The organism is Mesorhizobium sp. BR1-1-4 (assembly GCF_020165375.1).
GTDB classification, from domain to species: Bacteria; Pseudomonadota; Alphaproteobacteria; order Rhizobiales; family Rhizobiaceae; genus Mesorhizobium; species Mesorhizobium australicum.
Window position 1 is genome coordinate 391,019 of sequence record NZ_JAIUIB010000005.1, and the last position, 20,899, is coordinate 411,917.

Here is a 20,899-nt window from a genome sequence, read left to right on the forward strand (position 1 = left end):
CTCAGGTCCGCATCTTCTCGCCGCTTGGGTCGAAGGGTGCCTCGACATTGATGCGGGCCGGACGCCGAGACCCAAGAATCTCGATCTCGAACAGCCCCGCGCCTTCATCCTCGGCAAGGGCGGCCGGCACATAGCCTTGCGCCATCGACTTTTGCACGTAGTGCGCATAGCCGCCCGACGTCACCCAGCCGACCACGCGCCAGTCGCCGTCGACGATGCCGCGCACGGCTGACGCACCTTCGGCGGCCTTCGAGCCACGTATTTCCTTGCCTGACGTGTCGAAGCGCGGCGCGCCGTAGCCATGCGGCTTTTCAACCGTGCCATAATCCTTGTCGACCTTGGCCCAGATCGGCTCGTCGCCCATTACGTCGGCATCGGCGGCGTCGACGATGAAGGAGACGCGGCGCAGTTTCGGCCCTTGCGCCTGTTCCTTGGCGGCCGCTTCACGGCCGATGAAGTCGTTCTTCTCGAGCTTGATGAAGCGGTCCATGGAGCCTTCGAACGGCCCGTAGATCGGCCGCAACTCGCGGAACCAGGTCGGGAAATTTTTTTCCAGGCGCATCGACAGCAAGGCGCGCATGCCGAAATCGACGATCCCGAATTCCTCGCCAGCGTCCTTGATCGCCTTGTAGACTAGGCGCTCATAGGCTGGCGCCATCCAGATCTCGTAGCCGAGGTCACCGGTATAGGTGATGCGGTTGACCAGGCAGGGCGCGCCGCCGACCGCCATCTCGCGGAAATCCATGAAGCGGAAAGCCTTGGTCGAGATGTCGACATCGACCAGCTTCTGCAGCAAATCACGCGAACTCGGTCCGGCGATCGACAGGCCGACAAGTGTCTGGTCGAAACGGTGGATGCGCACCGAACCATCCTTGGGCAGGTGCTTTTCGAACCAGCGCATGTGGTATTTCTGCGCTGCCGACGAGCCCCAGATCATGAAGCGGTCTTCACCGGCCTTGGCGATGGTAAAGTCGCCGATCAGCTTGCCGAACTCGTTGATCATCGGTGTCAGCACGATGCGGCCGGTCTTCGGCATGCGGTTGGTCATCAGCCGGTTGAGGAACTCTTCCGCGCCCGGCCCCGACACTTCGTATTTGGCGAAGTTGGCGATCTCGGTGACGCCGACGCGCTCGCGCGTGGCGCGCACTTCCTCACCGATCGGTCCAAAGTCGTTGGAGCGGTGGAAGGAGACGACGTCTTTCGGCTCGCTGCCCTTAGGCGCGAACCAGAGCGGGGTTTCGAGACCCCAAGAGTCGCCCATCACGGCATTGTTGGCGAGCATGGTGTCGTAGAGCGGCGTCGTCTGCGCCGGGCGGGCAGCCGGCAATTCCTCGTTGGGGAAGCGGATCGAGAAGCGGCGCGAATAGTTTTCGCGCACCTTGGCGTTGGTGTAGCGCAGCCCAGCCCATTCGCCGAAGCGGGCGACATCCATGCCCCAGACGTCGAAGCCCGGATCGCCATGCACCATCCAGTTGGACAACGCCAGGCCGACGCCGCCGCCCTGGCTGAAGCCGGCCATGACGGCGCAGGCGCACCAGAAATTGGTCAGGCCCTGGACCGGGCCGACCAGCGGATTGCCGTCGAGCGCGAAGGTGAAGGGGCCGTTGATGATCTGCTTGATGCCGGCCTTTTCGATGCCGGGGAAATGCTTGAAGCCGATTTCCAGCGACGGCGCGATGCGGTCGAGATCGGGCGGCAGCAGTTCATGGCCGAAGTCCCACGGCGTGTTGACCGGCGACCACGGCTTGCAGGCCTTTTCATAGGTGCCGAGCAGGATGCCGTTGCGCTCCTGGCGGGTGTAGATCTCGCCCTTGAAGTCGAGCACACCGATCATTTCGCGGCCGGTCGACTTGTTGAACTCCTCGACCTCCGGCATCGGCTCGGTCAAGAGATACATGTGCTCCATGGCCAGCACCGGCAGCTCGACGCCGACCATGCGGCCGATCTCGCGCGCCCACAGGCCGCCGCAGTTGACGACATGTTCGGCGTGAACCGTGCCTTGTTCGGTGACGACGTTCCAGGTGCCGTCCGGCTGCTGTGTCAGGTCGACGACGCGGTTGCGCAGCACGATTTCGGCGCCGAGTTTTTTGGCCGCCTTGGAATAGGCAATGGTGGTGCCGGAGGGGTCGAGATGGCCTTCGACCGGATCCCACATGGCGCCGACGAAATTGGTCTCGTCCATCAGCGGGAACATCGCCTTGGCCTCGGACGGCGTGATCAGTTCGGTGTCCATGCCGAGATAGCGGCCTTTGGCGTGGGCAAGGCGCAGGAAGTCCATACGCTCGGGCGTATCGGCCAACATCACGCCGCCGGTCAGGTGCAGCGAGCAGGACTGGCCCGAAATCTCCTCGATCTCCTTGTAAAGCTGGACCGTATAGGCCTGCAGCTTGGCGACGTTCGGATCGCCGTTCAGCGTGTGGAAGCCGCCGGCCGCATGCCAGGACGAGCCGGAGGTGAGCTCCGAGCGCTCGATCAGCATGATGTCGGTCCAGCCGGCCTTGGCCAGGTGGTAGAGCACCGAGCAGCCGACGACACCGCCGCCAATGACAACCGCTTTTGCATGGGATTTCATGAGGATAGTTCCGTTTTTGAAGAGATTGAATCGGAGGAATGGGACACGAAGACAAAGCGGAGGTCGGATACAGCGATGTTTTCGATCAGCTTGCCGTCAAGCGCGGCAAGGATGGTTTCACAGACGGAAGTGCGATGTTTCACGACGTCATGGCTCCAAAGGCGCAGGATCGAATAGCCCTGAGCGCGCATGAAGTCGTCGCGGCGGCGGTCATAGGGACTGTCCGCATGCTGGTGTCCGTCGACTTCGACAACAAGCCATTTTTCGCGGCAGGCGAAGTGAGCGTAGTAGGGTTCGATAGAGAACTGTCGCGTGAACTTGTAGCCGCCAAGCTTGCGGGCTTTTAGTTCGAGCCAAAGCAGTGCTTCCGCTTGATTGTCGCCTTGCCTGAGTTTTCTGGCTCTTTGGGTTGTGCCTGTTTTTCGGCGACTGCGCGTTTGAGGAGCGCCTTCCCCCACTCCGTCGCTGCTTCGCAGCGCCACCTCTCCCCCCTCCGGAGGGAGAGGAAGGGAGCCAACTGGGCTAGGCTCGCGCTTTTCCTCTCCCCCGTCGATCGGGGGAGAGGTGTCGAGCGAAGCTCGACGGAGTGGGGGTCGACTATTCATCGAATCCATACGAATGATCGGCTCATCAAAACGAACACTGCCGCTCAAAAATCGGTCGGCGCGCCGCCTTCGGCTGTGCGCTTCGCAACAAAGGCGTTGAGCTCCTCACGGATGGCGGGATCCATGTAAGGTTCGTCATAGGACGCCAGCCGCTCCTTCCACACCTTGTTGGCCTTTTCCATTGCCGTTGGCGAGCCGGCTTCCGCCCAGGTCTCGAAATTGCGCCAGTCCGAAAGGATGGGCGAATAAAACGCGGTCTTGTAGCGGTCCTGCGTGTGCTGGGTGCCGAAGAAGTGGCCGCCGGGGCCGACCGACTGGATGGCATCGAAGCCGAGCGCTTCATCGGAAAGGTCAAGCGGGGTCAGGAATTCGGCCACCATCTGCAACAGGTCGATATCCAGAATGGTCTTTTCGTAGGAGCAGCGCAGGCCGCCTTCCAGCCAGCCGGCCGCATGCATCATCAGGTTGCCGCCGCCCTGGACGGCGCCCCACAGCGAGAACACGCTTTCATAGGCTGCCTGCGCATCGACGGTGTTGGCGGCGCAGGTGTTGGAGGTGCGGTAGGGGATGTTGTAGCGGCGGGCCAGCTGGCCCCCGACGAGCTGTGCCTTCATGTATTCGGGCGTGCCGAAGGCCGGCGAACCGGACTTCATGTCGACGTTAGAGGTGAAGCCGCCATAGCCGACCGGCGCGCCCTTCCTGACCATCTGGGCGAAGGCAATGCCGGACAGCGCCTCGGCATTCTGCTGCACCAGCGCGCCGGCGATGGTGACGGGCGCCATGGCGCCCGAGAGGGTGAAGGGCGTGACGATGACGACCTGGCCCTTGCTCGACATCTGGATGATGCCTTCCATCATCGGCACGTCGAGCTTGAGCGGCGAATTGGTGTTGATGATGGTGAAGACGGACGGTTCCGCGAGCAATTGCTCATGGCTGATGCCGCGCGCGATGCGGGTGATCTCGATGCCGTCGACATTGCGCTCCTTGCCGAGCGAATAGATGTGGAACACCTTGTCGGTCAGCGTGGCGAGGTCGCGGATGCATTCGAGATGGCGCACCGACGGGTGGATGTCAGTCGGCTCGACCGGATAGCCGCCCGTGCAATTCAGGATGTTGTGCATCTGCGCCAGCCGCAGGAAATTGCGATAATCCTGCTGGTTGCCGGGCCGGCGGCCACGATCGATGTCGGAGCAATTGGGCGCCGAGGCCATCATCGAGATGATCAGATTGTCACCGCCAAAGCGCACATTGTGCTCGGGGTTGCGGGCATGGATGGTGAATTCGGACGGGCAGTTCGACACCAGCTCCAGGATCATGTCGCTGTCGAAGCGCACGCGCTCCGAGCCCTCGCGTACGTCGGCGCCATGAGCCTTCATGATGCTGCGGGCTTCGTCGTGCAGGACGTCTACGCCAATCTCGCGCAACACCCGCAAGGAGGCGAGGTGGATCGATTCCAGCTCGTCCTCGGACACCAGCTTGGTCGGCGTCAGCGGATTTTTCAGTTGGCGGAAAGCCGGCTGCTCGAACGCGGCCGAGCCACCGGCGCGCTTGCCGGCGCGACCGCCGCGGCGGGCACGGTCGGGCGCCAATGCCGGTTCTGAGGGTTGTAGGACGGCGGTCATGATGGTCCTCGTAGGATGCGATAACGGGCGGCATAATGGACCGGCGCCCCTCCGGCCATTGCGGAGGCGGCGACCACTAGAGCGAGGGAAGCGACATGCCGGAACGGCAGCCAGGTGGCCGCGACTCCGCCCTGGCCACACCGGCGCGCCGGCAGGGTCTGCGTGAGGCTGTCGGATGGTGCAGATTTAAAGAGGCGTTACAGTACCGTCTTTTACTTCTGACATACTTGCGCGTTGAACTGCTTTTGGAGGGACGCCATGCCTGACGTCGTCAAAGTGCGTGCCGCGACAAACAACGAAGTCGCGTTCCTTTCCTGGGACCTTGACGGGATGATCCCAGGCTGCCTCGGTTTCGAGATCGTGCGCCTCTATCCCGCTACAGACGAGGAGCGTTGCCTTGCGTCCTGGGTGCCCTTCAAGGGTCAGCGCAATCCCCGATGGATTCCGCAGGATACCGGTGTCTGGCCGGTGCAGAAGACATTCTGGCGCGATCTGACCGTCAGGCGCCGCCGCGACAGCATAGACGTCAGGCCGGACGGCGAGATGATCGCCTACCGCGTGCGTCCCGTTGGCGACATGAAGCCGGGTCTCGATCCCGTGCCGGTGCGCCCCGATCAGGTCGTCGACGGCAAACCCGCCTATACCGGACCGGCGCGGCCCCTTGGCTATCTCGGGCAGGGCGCGGTCAGTCCGCCAATCTTCCTGGGCCAAATGTTCGGCAAGGCACGCGTTGCCTTCACCAACGGCGTGCTTTCGACGCAATGGATGTCGCATGCGCTGGCGGAAGCCGGCATCAAGGTCGGCCAGCGCGACAAGATCAGGGCGGTGCTGCAAGACCCGACCAGCAAGATCCGCGCCTATCTGCATGGCGACGTGCCTGACGTGCTGACCAGCCTGTTGAAACGGGCCAAGGCCGAAGGCGGTACGGTCAGGCTTGCGCTCTATGAGCTCGGCGACGACGAATTGTGCGACGCCATCATCGCGGCCAGGGATGTAGTCGAAGTCATCCTCTCCAATTCGGGCAGGGATGACCAGACCAAGGCCTGGGATGCCGGCAACGCACCCTACAGGAAACGTTTGCACGATGCCGGCGTCGTGGTGACGGACCGCCTGTTCAACAACAACCATATTGGCCACAACAAGTTCGCCGTCTACCGCGACACCCAGGGCAATCCGCAAGCGGTTATGACCGGCAGTACCAACTGGACGTCGACCGGCATATGCGGCCAGTCCAACAACGCTTTTGTCCGCGACGATCCGGCGATGGCGGAGGTGTTCGACGGCTATTGGGAACGCATGAAAGCCGATGTGTTTCCGCCACCGGCTTCGGAAAGTACTGCCGGCCACGTCGCGCAGACGCAGGGCGTGCCGTTCCGCAAGAGAACCACATGCCAAACCCGCTCAACGGCGCCTCGGCGGTGTTGGACGGCATGACGGTGTGGTTTTCGCCCAACGACCCGAACCGCAACAAGAAGGACATTTCGGTGCGTCCGGTCGACCTCCAGGACGTCTTTGCCCGCATCAAAGCGGCGAAGCGGGCCGTGCTGTTCCTGGTGTTCAACCCTTCGCTGCTCGGCGAAAATTCGATCGTGGACCAGGCGGTTGCGGCGGCGAAAGCCGATCCGAACCTCATCGTGCAGGGCGCGATCAGCGACGAAACGGCCATGCCCAACTATGTCGCTCCGACCAAGGATCCGGTCACCCACAAGTCGAACAAGGACGGCAAGTCGCCCTTTGTTTATCCGGAGAAGGTCTGGGAAGCCCCGAATGTCTCCATTGTACGGGCGGCGAACCTGACCGGGGCCACCATCGCGACGGATTTCCAGGCCGAAGTGCTCACCGTCGGCCACGCGATCGTGCACGACAAGATTGTTATCATCGATCCGATGGAGGACAACGCCACCGTCATTACCGGCAGCCATAACCTCGGTTACAAGGCGTCCTACGAAAACGACGAGAATCTGGTCATCGTGGAAGGCGACAAGACCTTTGCCGCGGCCTATGCCGTGCACATGCTCGACGTCTTCGACCACTATAAGTTCCGGGCCTGGCGCAGGACGATCGGCAAGGGCCCTTCCGATGCTGACGGGATTGCCATCGACGACAAGTGGCTGAAGCCCTATGCGGACGGCAAGAAAGGCGCAATCGCGCGCTACTTCCCGTAGCCGTCGCGTTCTGCATCCAAGTTCATTCGGGGCCGATTGGCGTCGGCCGGTCGGTCGATTTCCTTGGTGCAAGCGGATCTCCGGTCCGGCTCTTCCTTTCCTCTGGTCGAACCAGTAGCTAGTCGTGCTTGCTGGCCGATGGCCGCATTGACATGGATGACGGCATGGTCGCGACCGGCTCGAGCGAAGGCGAAGCGGGAACGCAATGGGCGGCGCTCGCGGGCGTCACCGCCGCATTAGCCATGTTCGGAGCGGCGCAAGGGTTGAGCTCGCCGCTGTTTACGCTCCTGATGCAGAAGCAAGGCATGTCGCCCGCCCTGATCGGCTTGTCGGCGGCGATGATGCCGGTTGGCCTGATTCTGTCGGCCTCTTTCGTGCCGGCTGCCGTGCGGCTGGTCGGGGCGCGAAACCTGGCGGTTGGCTGCTCGCTGATCGGGGCGCTGTGCTTCCTGGGCATCGGTTACCTCCAGAACTGGGTGGCCTGGTACGTCATCCGCTTCACGATCGGCATCGTCATTAACCCGCTCTATGTGCTGGGCGAAGTCTGGGCGCTCTCGCTGGCGCCGCCGTCTCGGCGCGGGCGAGTGATGGGCGTGTTCAACACACTGATGGGCGCCGGCTATGCCGCAGGTCCGTTTACGCTGACCTTTGTCGGCATCGAGGGCTGGGCACCTTTCAGTGTCGGCATTGGCGGGTTTGTGCTTTGCGCCGTCATTTTGCGCCTTGTCTCCTCGAAGCTCGCCGGTTTCGAAGATGACGGCCAGCCTGCCGGCAGCTTTGTCGGTTTTGCCCGGTTGGCGCCGGCGCTGCTGCTGGCGGTGCTGGTCTCGGCCGCCGTCCAGCAAAGCACCTATGCCCTGGTTCCTGTGTTTGGGGCCGGCTATGGCTTGCCCGAGGCGGTGCTCGCCGCGCTGTTGATGTCGCTGTCGCTGGGCAACATCCTTCTGCAGATCCCGCTCGGCCTGCTCGCCGAACGCTTCGGTGGCCGACCGATGATCCTGGCCTGCGCAGTGGCGACGACCGTTTGCGCTGTTCTGCTCCCGCTGCTGATTACCACACCGCTGATCTGGGGCGTGCTTCTGGTGATGGGCGCGGTGGGCTACGGTGTCTATACGATGGCGCTGGTCGAACTCGGCAGCCGCTTCAGAGGTTCGCTGCTGGTCACCGGCAATGCGGCGTTCGCCTTGCTATGGGGTGTCGGCGGTATCGTTGGTCCGCCGGGCGCGGGCCTGCTGATGCAGGCGATCGGGCCGGTGGGTTTGCCAACCGTGATCATTGGCCTCGACGCTTTGCTGGTCGCCTTCGCGCTCTACAGATCGGCCAGCCGCGGAGGCTCCTGACAGGGTTTGGCTGGAGCCGGGCATCCGTCCGGGCCGCGGGGCTTACCGCCGCCGGGCCGAACCGATAAGTCTGCAACCGCGACAGCATTTATGGATCATGGACCTGGTGGACATGAGAAGCGACGAGACGATGCAATGGGCGGCGATCACCGGTGTGATCGCGACCGTGTCCGTTTTCGCCATCGCGCAGGGCCTGTCCTATCCGCTGCTGAGCTTCATCCTGCAGCGCCAGGGTGTCTCGCCCGCGATGATCGGCCTGTCGGCGGCGATGACGCCGATCGGGTTCATCGTCTCGTCGCCAATTATTCCAGCGCTGGCGAGGCGGTTCGGAGCAGGGCGCACGGCCCTCATTTGCGCAGCGCTTTCGGCTGTCGTGCTGGCGCTGATCGGCTGGACGCAGAACGTCTATCTTTGGTTTCCGCTGCGCTTGCTGATCGGCGCCGTGACCAACCCGCTCTATGTGCTCAGCGAAATCTGGGTGATCGCCCTGGCGCCGCCGGCCCGGCGCGGCCGCATAATGGGCCTCTATTCGACGATCATTTCGGCCGGCTTCGCCGCCGGCCCGCTCTGCCTGCTCGCCGTCGGCACGCAGGGCTGGCCCCCGTTCCTCGTCGGCATTGGCGCCTTCGTGCTTTGCGGCTTCTGTCTGGCGTTGGTGGTCAGGCGCCTGCCCAGGGTGGACGAGGCCGGGCACCAGGTTTCGGTAATGGGTTTCATGCCTTTCGCCTGGCTGCTCCTGTCGGCGGTGGTCGTGGCCGCCGGCTTCGAGCAGGCGGTGCTGGCGCTGCTGCCCGTCTACGGCACGCATCATGGCATCGCGGAGGCACGCATGTCGGCGCTGCTGTCGGTCATGATCGCCGGCAACATCGCCATGCAGGTTCCGCTTGGCCTGCTGGCCGAGCGGCTGACGGCCCGTCTCGTGCGCTTCAACTGCGTCCTGCTGACGCTGTTTGGCTGCGTGCTTTTGCCGATGCTGATCGACACGCCGCTGATCTGGCCTTGCGTCTTCGTCTGGGGAGCTGTGTCCTACGGCATCTACACGATGTCCATCATCGAACTTGGCGAGCGCTTCACCGGTTCGGTGCTGGTTGCCGGCAATGCGGCATTCTCCCTGATGTGGGGTGTCGGCGGCATTGTCGTCCCGCCGCTAGCGGGCGGCATAATGGATGTGACCGGTGCGAGCGGCCTGCCGTTGACGCTCGGCGCGATCTGCGCCGCGCTTGCGTTGGCGACGATTATCCGTCGGCGGGTGCGGTGAAGCAACGCCGCAAGGGCCGCGAAAGGCCGTATCGCACCTTGAATGTCAGCGCCGCCAACGCAATGTAGGCGAAGCCGTTCAAAATCCCGGAGACCTGCATGACCGCTTCGACAACCAGAGCCCAGCCCTTTCAGAAGACCGGCGATCCGTTCCTCTGGCTGGAGGACAGGACAAGCAAGGAATCGCTCGACTGGGTGCATCGCCAGAACGAGGTCACGGTGGCGGAATTGCAGGGCGATCCATCCTATCAGGCGTCGTTCCAGACGGCGCTCGACCTGATGACGGCCGAGGACAATATCGCGGTTGGCGCGGCGATCGCCGGTCATGTCTACAATTTCTGGCAGGACAAGACCAATGCGCTCGGCCTGTGGCGCCGCACGACAGTCGCTTCCTACAAGACCGACAAGCCCGACTGGGAGACAATCATCGACTTCGACCAGCTGGCTGCCAGGGAGGGGATAAAATGGGTGTTCGGCGGCGCCGTCAGGCTCTACCCCGATTTCAACCGCTGCCTGGTCTCGATGTCGCCCGATGGCGGTGACGCCAGCGCGATGCGCGAGTTCGACATCGCGGCCAAGTCCTTCGTGGAAGGCGGTTTTCAGGCGCCGGCGTCGAAATCGGGCTTCGGCTGGCTGGACGAGGATACGGTCATCATCTCGGCCGCTTTCGAAGAGGCCGACAAGACAGAATCCGGCTATCCGCGCGTGGTCAAGCTCTGGAAGCGCGGCACCAGGCTGGAAGAGGCGACCCCGATCTTCGAGGCAGAGATCGAGGATCTTGCCGTTGGCGCTGGTGTCGAGTTCGACGGCGAGAAGCGTCACCTGTTTCTGGCGCGGACACTCAACTTCTTCGCATCGCACAGTTTCCTGCGCCTGCCTTCGGGCGAGAACCGCCGCATCCCGCTGCCCGACGACGTCACCGACACCTCGCTCTTTAGGGATCAACTGGTGTTCGGGGTGCGCACGCCATGGACGGCGCCGGACGGCACCGCATGCCAGCCGGACGGGCTTTACTCCTTCGACTTCGCGCATTGGATCGAAACCGGCGGTTTTGGCGCCATCGAAACCTTGTTGGCGCCGGCGCATCGGGTTTCCATTGCCGGGCTCGCAAGAACGCAGGACCGCCTGTTCATCAGCTTGATGGACAATGTGCGCGGCAAGGTTCTCGTCTGCGAGCGCGAGCGCGGCGCCTGGTCGCTGAAACCCATCGCGCTGCCTGAAAACGGCACTGTCGGCATCAGCCATGCCGAGCATTTCGGCTCCACCGTCTCCTTTTCCTTCACCGATTTCCTGACGCCAAGCTCGATCATCTGGTCCGATGACAATGGCGAGACGCTGGCGACCGTGAAATCGCAGCCGGCCCGCTTCGATGCCTCGCCGCTGATCTCGGAGCAGTTCGAGGCGCGCTCGAAGGACGGCACGATGATCCCTTATTTCGTCGTCAGGCGGCGCGACCAGAACGGTCCGGTGCCGACGCTACTCTACGGCTATGGCGGTTTCGAAGTGCCGCTGTTGCCCGGCTATGCCGGCGTGCGCGGCAGGCTGTGGCTGGAGAAAGGCAATGCCTATGTGCAGGCCTGCATTCGCGGCGGCGGCGAGTTCGGACCGGCCTGGCACCAGGCGGCGCTGAAAGGCAAGCGCCAGAACGGGTTTGATGATTTCGCGGCAGTGGCGCAGGACGTCGTCGAACGCGGCATAGCAACGGCTCAATCGCTCGGCATCCAGGGCGGCTCCAATGGCGGCCTGCTGACCGGCGCTTCCCTGACGCAGCATCCCGAGCTTTTCGGCGCCGTCATCATCGAGGTGCCGCTGCTCGACATGCTGCGCTACACCGAATTGCCGCCGGGCGCTTCGTGGATGGCCGAATATGGCGATCCGTCGAAGCCGGAAGACGCCAAGTGGCTTTCCGCCTATTCGCCCTATCAACATGTCAAGGCCGATGTCGCCTATCCGCCGGTGCTCTTGACGACCTCGACCGCCGACGACCGGGTTCACCCCGGCCATGCGCGCAAGATGGCGGCCCGCCTGCAGGAGGCAGGACACGGCAAGACGCTGTTCTTCGAGGAGACCGAAGGCGGACATGGCGGGCGCGGCGACCGCCGACCGCAGGCGGCGCAGACGGCGATGAAGTATGTCTTCCTGCAGCGGGCACTGGGCGGAAAAGCCTGACCTCATTCCATGGCACCCCTGAGCAAAGGGTGGTTCACCTCGACCGCCCTTTGCTCTAAGGTACCTTCATGGCTCTCGCTAGACTATCAGCTCGCGCATTCCGGGTCGCGGTGACACCGTCGTCACGCACGCTGCGCGCCGAGCTTTTGCGGCTGTGCGCCCGCATCGGCTATTCGCCGCCTGCCGTCCTCTGACGAATTCGCCCCGGCACCGCCGGAATGATTTCAGAGGAAAGACCAGATCAATGACCTATCAGAATTATTCGCTGAAGCAGCTTCAGCAGATCGACGCCGCGCATCACCTGCATCCCTTCACCGATCATAAGGAGCTGCGTGAGGCAGGCGCCCGCGTCATCACCCGCGCCAATGGCCCGTTCATCTACGATTCCGAAGGGACGGAACTGCTGGACGGCATGGCCGGCCTGTGGTGCGTCAATATCGGCTATGGCCGCGACGAGCTGGCCGAGGCCGCCTATGCACAGATGAAGGAACTGCCTTACTACAATTCCTTCTTCAAATGCTCGACGCCGACGCCGGTGCTGTTGTCGAAGAAGCTGGCCGAGATCGCACCACGCAACGTGAATCAGGTGTTTTACGGCTCGTCCGGATCGGAGGCCAACGACACCGCCTTGCGCCTGGTGCGCCATTACTGGGTGCTTGAGGGTAAGCCGGAGAAGAACCGCGTCATTTCGCGCAAGATGGCCTATCACGGCTCGACCATTGCCGGCACTTCGCTCGGCGGCATGGATGCCATGCACAAGCAGCTCAACGGTGCGGTGCCCAACATCGTCCATGTGATGATGCCCTATGCCTACGAGCTGGCTCTGCCGGGCGAAAGCGACCACGATTTCGGCCTGCGCGCGGCAAAGTCCGTCGAGGATGCCATCCTCGAGGCCGGTGCCGACAAGGTCGCGGCCTTCATCGGCGAGCCGGTGATGGGCGCGGGCGGCGTCAAGATACCGCCGGCGAGCTACTGGCCCGAAGTGCAGCGCATCTGCCGCAAATACGATGTGCTTTTGATGCTGGACGAGGTCATTACCGGCTATGGCCGCACAGGTGAGTGGTTCGCGGCGCAGACCTTCGGCATCGAAGCGGACACCATCACCACGGCCAAGGCGCTGACCTCGGGCTATCAGCCTCTTTCGGCGCTGCTGGTTGGCGACCGCATTGCCTCGACGCTGGTCGAGAAGGGCGGCGAGTTCAACCATGGCTACACCTATTCGGGGCATCCAGTGGCTTGCGCCGTGGCCTTGAAGAACCTGGAGATCATCGAGAGGGAAGGGCTGGTCGACCGTGTCAGGAACGACACCGGACCTTATTTCGCTAGCGCGTTGCAGGAGCGTATTGCCGGGCATGACCTGGTCGGCGAGGTGCGCTCGATCGGCCTGATGGGCGCGATCGAGATCGTCAAGGACAAGGCGACGAAGGAGCGCTTCCTGCCGTCGGGGAGTGCCGCGGTGACGGTGCGCGACCACGCGATCGCCAACGGCATGATGCTGCGCGCCACCGGCGACACGATGATCCTGTCGCCGCCGCTGATCTGGACCCGCGATACGATCGACATGGCTTGCGAGCGCATCGGCAAGGCGCTCGACCTGGCACAGGCGGACCTGCGCAAGCGATAGGAGCAAACCTCGATTGGGCGTTTTTGCGAAGAAACGCCCAATCCCGGAAATATGCGCTATGAGCGGGAACGAATTTCGCCTTCGGCGCGTAATGTAAGGGGCGGCCGATCCGGCCGCGACAGGGGATTGCCCACATGAGAAAGACCGGCAAAAGCCGACGCGTGCAAGAGGCGGCCAGCCTTGGCGCGGACCTGATGCTGGCGCCGCTGGTGGTGATGATGCGGCTGCCGCTGATGGCCATGGAGGCGCGAAGCGGCGAGCCCTGGAGCGCGGAGACGGCAATGGCTGTCAGCGAGAAGACCGTCGCCATGGCCGAGGGCGCGCTTGCGGCGCAAATGTCTCTCCTGCAATCGGCGTCACGTTTCTGGCCGGAGGTTCTCTCGGGTCGAACGCCGTCGCTGTTCAACGGCGTCGCGGCCGAACGGTCGATCAGCGCAGCGCTGAAGCCGGCCGGCCGCGCGGTGAGGGCAAATTTTCGCCGCCTTTCCACAAAGGGTTGAGGCGGAAGCCCCGGAACTTTTTTGCGCATCGTCGAAGTCTTGCGCTAGAACCAATCGGCATACACGCCGATGGGGAACAACATGGCCGGACAACCGCTCAACCAACCGGCTGAAATTCCAGCCGAACTCGATCGCTGGAACTGGGGCGCCTTCTTCCTCAACTGGATTTGGGGCATCGGCAACAGCACCTTCATCGCGCTGCTGGCGCTGATCCCGGTCGTCAACCTCATCATGATCTTCGTGCTTGGCGCGCGCGGCAGCCGCTGGGCTTGGCAAAACCGGGCTTGGCGCGACGCCGAGCAGTTCCGCAAGACGCAGCGCAATTGGGCGATTGCCGGCCTTGCCGTATGGGTGGTCAGTATCGGCGGTTGTGCGACGATGGTCGGCAGCATCCCTTTCGTGCTCAAAGGCAGCGACGCCTACCGCATGACCATGGACGCCGTCCGCGCCGATGGTCGGGTCACGGCCGCCATCGGCGACGATTTGGCCGACAATTTCTGGGTCGGCGGTCATCTCAACGTCAATGCGAATGGCGCGGGCGACGCCCAGTTCAGCATTCCCGTCCACGGCGCCAAGGGCAAGGGCACCGTATATTCCCATCTGGTTCGCAATGCCGGCACATGGAGTACGCGCCTGCTCGTGGTCCGCGTCGACGGCGTCGATGCACCGATCGTGCTGACCAATGAAGACCATGTGCCGATCCCGGGTGCGGCGATCGGCATATAGACGGATCGTCGGTAATAAAGGGGTCGGAACGCAAAAACCGCGCCCCATCGGGAACGCGGCTTTGCCAGATACGCATGGCGTTTCGCTACGAAGACACTTGCGAAACTTACGGGCTCCGGTACGCGAGACCTGATCCGGAGCGCCGGGCGGATGCGATATGTCCGCCTCGCAATCTGTTTTATAGGGACATCGTTACCGCGGAGTTATCGAGAGCTTAAGCAAATCTAAATTTGCGGCCCTTGGTCCGGAAGAACCCGAAAAAAACTAAACCAAATCCGCTGCTTACGCCGAGTTGCCGCGCAGAAAATTTATTATGCCGGAGAAATCGGCGCCGCCATGGCCCTGGGCGTTGAAAAGGGCATAGAGCTGCGCCGCTTCTGCGCCAAGCGGTGTCACCGCGCCCGCGCCAAGCGCTGCTTCCTGCGACAATTTCAGGTCTTTCAGCATAAGAGCCGCCGCAAATCCGGGCTTGTAATCCCTGTTGGCGGGCGAAGTGGGAACCGGGCCAGGCACGGGGCAATAGGTGGTCAGCGACCAGCACTGGCCCGACGAGGTCGAGGCGACGTCGAACAGCGCCTGATGCGACAGGCCGAGTTTTTCCGCCAGCACGAACGCCTCGGCGACGCCGATCATCGAAATGCCGAGGATCATGTTGTTGCAGATCTTCGCCGCCTGTCCGGCGCCGTCACCGCCGCAATGGACGATGCGGCCGGCCATCGGCTTCAGGATCGGCTCGGCGGCCGAGAAAGCATCGTCGGCTCCCCCAGCCATGAAGGTCAATGTACCGGCCGTGGCACCACCGGTGCCGCCCGAAACCGGCGCGTCGATGGACAGCAGGCCGTGCTTTGCTGCGATCGAATGCGCCTTGCGCGCCGATTCGACGTCGATCGTCGAGGAATCGATGAACAGCGCGCCGTTCCTGGCCTTGGGAGCAATGTCCCCATAGACCGACAGCACGTGCTTGCCGGCCGGCAGCATGGTGATGACCACGTCGGCATCCTTCACCGCCGCGAGCGCATTGGCCATAACGACGACGCCATGTTCGCGCGCGACCGCGAGGTTTTCCGGCATCAGGTCGAAACCGTGCACGGCATGCCCAGCCTTGACCAGGTTTGCGGCCATCGGATTGCCCATATTGCCGAGGCCGATGAAGGCGATCGTCGTCATAGTCTCTCTCCCGGAGTTTGCTGGCGTCAGCGGCCGATCAGGGCGCGCGCGATGATGACGCGCATGATTTCGTTGGTGCCTTCGAGGATCTGGTGCACCCTGAGATCGCGCACCAGCTTCTCGATGCCGTAATCATGCAGGTAGCCGTAGCCGCCCAGCAGTTGCAGCGCGTCGTTGGCGACGTTGAAGCCGGTGTCGGTGACGAAGCGCTTGGCCATTGCCGACCATTTGCCGGCGTCCGGCGCCTTGCGGTCGAGTTTGGAGGCCGCCGCATAGAGAAAGATGCGCGCCGCCTGCAACTCTGTCTCCATGTCGGCCAGCCTGAACTGCAGCGCCTGGAACTGGTTGATCTTCGAGCCGAATGCCTTGCGCTCGGCGGTATAGGACAGCGCCTTGTCGAGCGCCGACTGGGCGCCGCCCAGCGAACAGGCGGCGATGTTCAGCCGGCCGCCGTCGAGCCCGGCCATGGCGATGCCGAAGCCGGCGCCTTCGCCCGACAAGAGGTTCTCCGCCGGCACCTTGCAATCCTCGAAGATGACCTGGCGGGTCGACTGCATGTGCCAGCCCATCTTGTGCTCATTGGCGCCGAAGGAGAGGCCGGGCGCATCCTTGGGCACGACGATGGTGGAGATGCCTTTCGGGCCGTCGGCGCCGGTGCGCACCATGACGGCATAGACATCGCTGTCGCCGGCGCCGGAGATGAACTGCTTGGCGCCGTTGAGGATGTAATCGCCGCCGCTTTTCACCGCGCGCGTCTTCAGCGCCGCCGCATCCGAACCCGAGCCAGGCTCGGTCAGGCAATAGCTCGCCAGCCATTCCATGGAGGTGAGCTTCGGCAGGAAGCGCTGGCGCTGCTCATCATTGCCGAACCGGTCGATCATCGAGGCCACCATGTTGTGGATCGAGATGAAGGAGGAAAAGGCCGGGTCGGCGTGCGACAGCGCCTCGAAGATCAGTACGGCGTCGAGCCGGCCGAGCGCGGAACCGCCGACATCGTCCCTGATATAGATGCCGCCGAGGCCGAGCGGCCCCGTCTCGCGGATCACATCGGCGGGGAAATGTCGCCTGCGGTCCCAGTCGAGCGCATCGGGCGCCACGCGATCGGCGGCGAAGGCCCGCGCCATCTCCTGGATGGCACGCTGTTCCTCATTGAGTTCGAACTGGCTGGTGCTCGCATCGACCGCGGCGTCCATGGCGTGCTCCCTGTAGGCTGGCCAGCTAGCTAGCTGGCCTGTCGTTTTTGGCTTTGCGCGCGCATCAATCTAGACCAATGATGCCGCCGCGCAACCCGACCTATCGCGGAGCGGCTGTGCACCAATGCATGCCCGGAGCAAGATGTGACGACAAAATTCGATAAGCTGCTGGAAAAGTTCCACGCCTATCTCGCTTCCGTCGATGACGCTCTGGTGCGCGACGCCGTGGCACGCATAGGTTGGGACATGCCGGCCCGAAAGTTGGAGCCGCATGCGCTTGGCTGCCTGCGCCATCTTGATCGCGCGGCCGGACTGGCACCGCCGGATGCGAGGCCGCTGGTGCGATTGCTGGCCGAGCAGCGCAACGAACTGCATTGGGGACAGACCTACACCGAGGCTGATTTCGGCAGGGCCTTCATCGACAATTACGGCTGGCTGGAAATCTTCGGCACGCGTGGGCACTTCGTCAACGAAGAGGCTGCCGCCGGGCTGCTGATTCTTGGACCCGGGATCGTCTACCCCGACCATCATCACGTCGCCGAGGAAATCTATATTCCGCTGACTGGCGGTACGGAATGGCGCATGGGCGAAAGCGGTTTTCGCAGGCGGGAGGCCGGCGAGGTCGTCCACCATGCCTCCAACGTCAACCATGCCATGCGAACGGGCAAGGAGCCGCTGCTGGCGCTCTATATCTGGCGCGGCGGGCCGTTGGCGCAAAAATCCACGATCACCGGCACCGCGACGCAGGTCAGAGGCTGATGGCCAGGGCAATCATGCTGCAAGGCACAGGGTCGGATGTCGGCAAGACGGTGCTGGTCGCAGGTCTTTGCCGCGCCGCGAAAAAGCGTGGCCTGAAGGTGCGGCCATTCAAGCCGCAGAACATGTCGAACAACGCCGCCGTCGCCGATATCCCCGGCGACAACAACCATGGTGGCGGCGAGATCGGCCGCGCGCAATGGCTGCAGGCGATCGCCTGCGGCGTGCCGCCATCGGTGCATATGAACCCGGTGCTGCTCAAGCCGCAGACCGATGTCGGCGCGCAGGTCATCGTCCAGGGCAAGGTGTTCGGCGAGGCGCGGGCGCGCGACTACCAGGCGCTGAAGGGCCGGCTGATGGATGCAGTGCTGGAGTCCTGGGGCAAGGTCGGCGAGGGCGCCGACCTCGTCATCGTGGAGGGCGCCGGCTCGCCGGCCGAAATCAACCTCCGCAGCCGCGATATCGCCAATATGGGCTTTGCCACGCGCGCCGATGTGCCGGTGGTGCTGGTCGGCGACATCGATCGCGGTGGCGTCATCGCCTCGGTCGCGGGCACGCATCTGATCCTGCCGGAAGAAGACCGGCGCATGATCGTCGGCTATCTCATCAACAAGTTCCGGGGCGATGTCTCGCTGTTCGATGACGGCATCAAGGCGATCGAGAAGTTCACCGACTGGCGCTGTTTCGGCGTCGTGCCGTGGCTGAAGGCCGCGGCACGGCTACCCTCGGAAGATTCCGTGGTGCTGGAGCGGCTGGCATCCGGCGAGGCGCGCGCGCTCAAGGTGGCGGTGCCGATGCTTGGCCGCATTGCGAATTTCGACGATCTCGACCCGCTCAAGGCCGAACCGCAGGTCGAAGTGGTGTTCGTGCCGCCGGGAAAGAAGCTGCCGGCCGATGCCGGGCTGGTGGTCATTCCCGGCTCCAAGTCGACGATCGGCGATCTCCTGAAGTTTCGCGAGAATGGTTGGGATCGGGATCTTGCGGCGCACCGCAAGCGCGGCGGCCATGTCGTCGGCATCTGCGGCGGGTTCCAGATGCTCGGCCGCATGGTACGCGATCCCGACGGCATCGAAGGTTCCGTCACGGAAGCCGAGGGGCTCGGCCTGCTCGATGTCGAGACGGTGATGGAGCCGGAAAAGACTGTGCGCAATGTCACCGCCCGCTCGGTACCGTTCGATCTGCCGCTCGAAGGCTACGAAATCCACCTCGGCCGCACCACGGGTCCGGACACCAGGCGCCCGTCGGCGATCATCAATGGCGCCGAGGATGGCGCGATCTCGGCGGACGGCAAGGTGATCGGCACTTACATGCATGGCCTGTTCGGCGCCGACGGCTTTCGCGGGAAATTCCTCGAAAGCCTAGGCATCAAGGGCGGTGGCCTCGACTATCGTGCCGAAGTCGAGCGGGCGCTGGACGAAGTCGCGGCCGAGCTGGAGACCCATCTCGACTGCGACGCGATTTTTTCGCTGGCGCGTTGAAGGTCGGGCCTTCTCGCTGGCCTTCGGCCAGTACGTGCCGAACGACCAGACATCTCGATTGGCATTGCCCATCCTTCCGCCAAGCGAATCTAGCAGAGCCCGTAGAATCAAAAACGCCCGGCTTGGCCGGGCACTCTCAGTCCCCGCTTGTCGAGGGAAACTTGTCAGGCGCCGCGCATCAGGCAGCCGGCGGCCAGCACGATGTAGGCGATAAGAACAATCCACACCGATGCGATCGGAATGAACGCAAGGACGCCAAGCGCGGCAAGAATGCCGATGATGGCGATGACAACGGAGATGATGAAAACAATCTGGGTAGGCGCGCTGACATTCATGTCTGGCTCCTCCAACATGATTCGAACATCAGCACTGTAACAGGCGCGTGATCACAGACCAATCATGACACGCAACGGGTTGGCCGGATCGGCCAGCAGCTTCACCGCCAGAGCCACGCAGACAATGACCAGCAGCGGCTTGATCAGCTTGGCGCCGATACGCATGGCCAAGCTCGCGCCAACGCGGGCGCCGAGGAACTGGGCGACGCCCATCATCAGGCCAATCTTCCATGAGATGACGCCGACAGCGGCAAAGATGATGAAGCCGCCGATGTTGGAGGCGAAATTGAGCAGTTTGGTGTGCGCCGTTGCCTTGAGCACGCCGTAGCCGGCGAGCGTCACGAAGGCCAGCATGTAGAAGGAACCGGCGCCCGGCCCGAATACGCCATCATAGAACCCGATGGCCGGCACCACGGTCACGCCGAACAGGAAGGGCGACAGGCGCTCGGCCCGGTCGACATCGTTCATGTTGGGCTTGAGCGCGAAGTAGAGCGCAATGGCAATCAGCACCAGCGGCAGGGCCGCGCGTAACAGGTCGCCGGGCACGACCGTGGCCAGCAGTGCGCCGATGGCGCCGCCGGCGAGGGCAAGCAGCGCCGATGGCAACTGCCGGCGCAGGTCGACATGGCCTTTCGAGGCGTAGTGGATCGTCGCCGACCCGGAGCCGAACATGCCTTGCAGCTTGTTGGTTCCAAGCGCCTCGACCGGCGAAAAACCGGCGAGCAGCAGCGCCGGAATGGTGATCAGCCCGCCGCCGCCGGCAATCGAATCGACAAAGCCCGCGGCAAAGGCGGCGAAAGCGAGCATGGCGATGGTCTGGGCGGTGAGGTCGATCATCTGATATGTCGAGATGTCCGTCGGCTGCAGCGCGCGTTCGACCACGGCCACCCCGTTTGCGCAAGGCCGATTCCGCGCTAATTCTGTTGACGAGGAATCGGAAAGGGGCCGTTCATGGCATTCGCATTGCTGGACCAGATACGCTCGATCTTCGACGGCGACCCGGGCGTGCGCAAGGTCGCGGACGATCCCGTCCTGTCGGCGGAACTGCTGATGCTGTTCCGGATGATCCTGGCCGATGGCACCGTGAGCGAGAGCGAGATGATCGCCTTCCGGCGCATCTGCAAGGATGCTTTCGGCATTCCGGAAACCAGCATCGACGCGGTCATCGAATATCTCAACGAATTCGGCTACGAGACCAACGGCTCGCAGGCGATCGCGCTGTTTCGCGACCTCGACGTCGGGCGGCGCAAGCAATTGGCGCAGCACATGGCGGAAATCGCCAAGGCGGATTCGCAACTGGCCGAGACCGAGGTGCGCCTGTTGCGCCGCACGCTCGATTTGCTCGACATCAGCCCGGTCGATGTGGTGAAGCCGGAAGAGTAGCGGGCGG

The 20,899-nt window shown here is 63.4% G+C and carries 18 protein-coding genes; 11 read left to right on the forward strand and 7 right to left on the reverse strand.

Annotated features, from left to right (window positions below; all coding sequences use genetic code 11):
• Position 1 precedes the first annotated feature (1 nt).
• The 3 genes from LB571_RS13635 to LB571_RS13645 form a co-directional block, all read right to left on the reverse strand.
• Positions 2–2,572, reverse strand: coding sequence for an FAD-dependent oxidoreductase (locus tag LB571_RS13635; RefSeq protein WP_224595049.1), 2,571 nt, complete (start codon positions 2,570–2,572; stop codon positions 2–4).
• Entirely contained in the window at positions 2,569–3,054 is a 486-nt protein-coding gene (locus tag LB571_RS13640) for an endonuclease domain-containing protein (protein WP_224595051.1), read from the reverse strand. Before LB571_RS13640 ends, LB571_RS13635 begins: the two co-directional genes overlap by 4 nt.
• Positions 3,055–3,221: 167 nt before the next feature.
• A complete protein-coding gene (locus LB571_RS13645; RefSeq protein WP_140661062.1) occupies positions 3,222–4,799 on the reverse strand; it encodes a trimethylamine methyltransferase family protein in 1,578 nt (525 codons plus the stop codon).
• Between the two features lie 258 nt (positions 4,800–5,057).
• Here LB571_RS13645 and LB571_RS13650 point away from each other — a divergent pair, with 258 nt between their 5' ends.
• From LB571_RS13650 to LB571_RS13685, 8 genes are all read left to right on the forward strand, one after another.
• Entirely contained in the window at positions 5,058–6,233 is a 1,176-nt protein-coding gene (locus tag LB571_RS13650; RefSeq protein WP_224595053.1) for a phospholipase D-like domain-containing protein, read from the forward strand.
• The gene (locus tag LB571_RS13655) at positions 6,188–6,964 is read left to right on the forward strand and encodes a phospholipase D-like domain-containing protein (protein WP_224595060.1); all 777 of its coding nucleotides are present in this window, start codon (positions 6,188–6,190) and stop codon (positions 6,962–6,964) included. The genes LB571_RS13650 and LB571_RS13655 overlap by 46 nt, the downstream gene beginning before the upstream one ends.
• A gap of 164 nt (positions 6,965–7,128) precedes the next feature.
• Complete coding sequence (locus LB571_RS13660; protein WP_224595064.1) at positions 7,129–8,304, forward strand: MFS transporter; 1,176 nt, start codon at positions 7,129–7,131, stop codon at positions 8,302–8,304.
• A gap of 97 nt (positions 8,305–8,401) precedes the next feature.
• Complete coding sequence (locus LB571_RS13665) at positions 8,402–9,562, forward strand: MFS transporter (protein WP_224595067.1); 1,161 nt, start codon at positions 8,402–8,404, stop codon at positions 9,560–9,562.
• A 98-nt stretch (positions 9,563–9,660) separates the two neighbouring features.
• Positions 9,661–11,730 (forward strand): prolyl oligopeptidase family serine peptidase, encoded by a 2,070-nt coding sequence (locus LB571_RS13670; RefSeq protein ID WP_224595070.1) that lies wholly within the window; start codon positions 9,661–9,663, stop codon positions 11,728–11,730.
• Between the two features lie 244 nt (positions 11,731–11,974).
• Positions 11,975–13,354 (forward strand): aspartate aminotransferase family protein, encoded by a 1,380-nt coding sequence (locus LB571_RS13675; RefSeq protein WP_015317449.1) that lies wholly within the window; start codon positions 11,975–11,977, stop codon positions 13,352–13,354.
• 134 nt (positions 13,355–13,488) lie between these two features.
• Positions 13,489–13,854: a hypothetical protein gene (locus LB571_RS13680; RefSeq protein ID WP_224595072.1), complete on the forward strand. Its 366-nt coding sequence runs from the start codon at positions 13,489–13,491 to the stop codon at positions 13,852–13,854.
• 81 nt (positions 13,855–13,935) lie between these two features.
• Entirely contained in the window at positions 13,936–14,580 is a 645-nt protein-coding gene (locus LB571_RS13685) for a cytochrome c oxidase assembly factor Coa1 family protein (RefSeq protein WP_224595086.1), read from the forward strand.
• Between the two features lie 282 nt (positions 14,581–14,862).
• On the opposite strand, the gene mmsB is transcribed toward LB571_RS13685, so the two are convergent.
• Complete coding sequence (mmsB, locus tag LB571_RS13690) at positions 14,863–15,747, reverse strand: 3-hydroxyisobutyrate dehydrogenase (protein WP_140615966.1); 885 nt, start codon at positions 15,745–15,747, stop codon at positions 14,863–14,865.
• Between the two features lie 26 nt (positions 15,748–15,773).
• Positions 15,774–16,940: an isobutyryl-CoA dehydrogenase gene (locus LB571_RS13695; RefSeq protein WP_224595087.1), complete on the reverse strand. Its 1,167-nt coding sequence runs from the start codon at positions 16,938–16,940 to the stop codon at positions 15,774–15,776.
• A 144-nt stretch (positions 16,941–17,084) separates the two neighbouring features.
• Between LB571_RS13695 and LB571_RS13700 the strand changes: the two genes are divergently transcribed.
• Positions 17,085–17,699, forward strand: coding sequence for a dimethylsulfonioproprionate lyase family protein (locus LB571_RS13700; protein ID WP_224595088.1), 615 nt, complete (start codon positions 17,085–17,087; stop codon positions 17,697–17,699).
• Positions 17,699–19,174 (forward strand): cobyric acid synthase, encoded by a 1,476-nt coding sequence (locus LB571_RS13705; protein ID WP_224595089.1) that lies wholly within the window; start codon positions 17,699–17,701, stop codon positions 19,172–19,174. The genes LB571_RS13700 and LB571_RS13705 overlap by 1 nt, the downstream gene beginning before the upstream one ends.
• Positions 19,175–19,338: 164 nt before the next feature.
• On the opposite strand, the gene LB571_RS13710 is transcribed toward LB571_RS13705, so the two are convergent.
• Together LB571_RS13710 and LB571_RS13715 are read right to left on the reverse strand one after the other, a co-directional pair.
• A complete protein-coding gene (locus tag LB571_RS13710; protein WP_224595090.1) occupies positions 19,339–19,509 on the reverse strand; it encodes a hypothetical protein in 171 nt (56 codons plus the stop codon).
• 51 nt (positions 19,510–19,560) lie between these two features.
• Entirely contained in the window at positions 19,561–20,346 is a 786-nt protein-coding gene (locus LB571_RS13715) for a TSUP family transporter (RefSeq protein WP_140724190.1), read from the reverse strand.
• Positions 20,347–20,460: 114 nt separating this feature from the next.
• Here LB571_RS13715 and LB571_RS13720 point away from each other — a divergent pair, with 114 nt between their 5' ends.
• The gene (locus LB571_RS13720) at positions 20,461–20,892 is read left to right on the forward strand and encodes a TerB family tellurite resistance protein (protein WP_015317458.1); all 432 of its coding nucleotides are present in this window, start codon (positions 20,461–20,463) and stop codon (positions 20,890–20,892) included.
• Positions 20,893–20,899: the final 7 nt, after the last annotated feature.

What these genes read in the sequence shown, in the direction of transcription:
- LB571_RS13635 (WP_224595049.1), bottom strand. Translation starts at nt 2,572, where the DNA reads ATGAAATCCCATGCAAAAGCGGTTGTCATTGGCGGCGGTGTCGTCGGC.
- LB571_RS13645 (WP_140661062.1), bottom strand. Translation starts at nt 4,799, where the DNA reads ATGACCGCCGTCCTACAACCCTCAGAACCGGCATTGGCGCCCGACCGT.
- LB571_RS13650 (WP_224595053.1), top strand. Translation starts at nt 5,058, where the DNA reads ATGCCTGACGTCGTCAAAGTGCGTGCCGCGACAAACAACGAAGTCGCG.
- LB571_RS13655 (WP_224595060.1), top strand. Translation starts at nt 6,188, where the DNA reads ATGCCAAACCCGCTCAACGGCGCCTCGGCGGTGTTGGACGGCATGACG.
- LB571_RS13660 (WP_224595064.1), top strand. Translation starts at nt 7,129, where the DNA reads ATGGTCGCGACCGGCTCGAGCGAAGGCGAAGCGGGAACGCAATGGGCG.
- LB571_RS13665 (WP_224595067.1), top strand. Translation starts at nt 8,402, where the DNA reads ATGGACCTGGTGGACATGAGAAGCGACGAGACGATGCAATGGGCGGCG.
- LB571_RS13670 (WP_224595070.1), top strand. Translation starts at nt 9,661, where the DNA reads ATGACCGCTTCGACAACCAGAGCCCAGCCCTTTCAGAAGACCGGCGAT.
- LB571_RS13675 (WP_015317449.1), top strand. Translation starts at nt 11,975, where the DNA reads ATGACCTATCAGAATTATTCGCTGAAGCAGCTTCAGCAGATCGACGCC.
- LB571_RS13680 (WP_224595072.1), top strand. Translation starts at nt 13,489, where the DNA reads ATGAGAAAGACCGGCAAAAGCCGACGCGTGCAAGAGGCGGCCAGCCTT.
- LB571_RS13685 (WP_224595086.1), top strand. Translation starts at nt 13,936, where the DNA reads ATGGCCGGACAACCGCTCAACCAACCGGCTGAAATTCCAGCCGAACTC.
- mmsB (WP_140615966.1), bottom strand. Translation starts at nt 15,747, where the DNA reads ATGACGACGATCGCCTTCATCGGCCTCGGCAATATGGGCAATCCGATG.
- LB571_RS13695 (WP_224595087.1), bottom strand. Translation starts at nt 16,940, where the DNA reads ATGGACGCCGCGGTCGATGCGAGCACCAGCCAGTTCGAACTCAATGAG.
- LB571_RS13705 (WP_224595089.1), top strand. Translation starts at nt 17,699, where the DNA reads ATGGCCAGGGCAATCATGCTGCAAGGCACAGGGTCGGATGTCGGCAAG.
- LB571_RS13710 (WP_224595090.1), bottom strand. Translation starts at nt 19,509, where the DNA reads ATGAATGTCAGCGCGCCTACCCAGATTGTTTTCATCATCTCCGTTGTC.
- LB571_RS13715 (WP_140724190.1), bottom strand. Translation starts at nt 20,346, where the DNA reads ATGATCGACCTCACCGCCCAGACCATCGCCATGCTCGCTTTCGCCGCC.
- LB571_RS13720 (WP_015317458.1), top strand. Translation starts at nt 20,461, where the DNA reads ATGGCATTCGCATTGCTGGACCAGATACGCTCGATCTTCGACGGCGAC.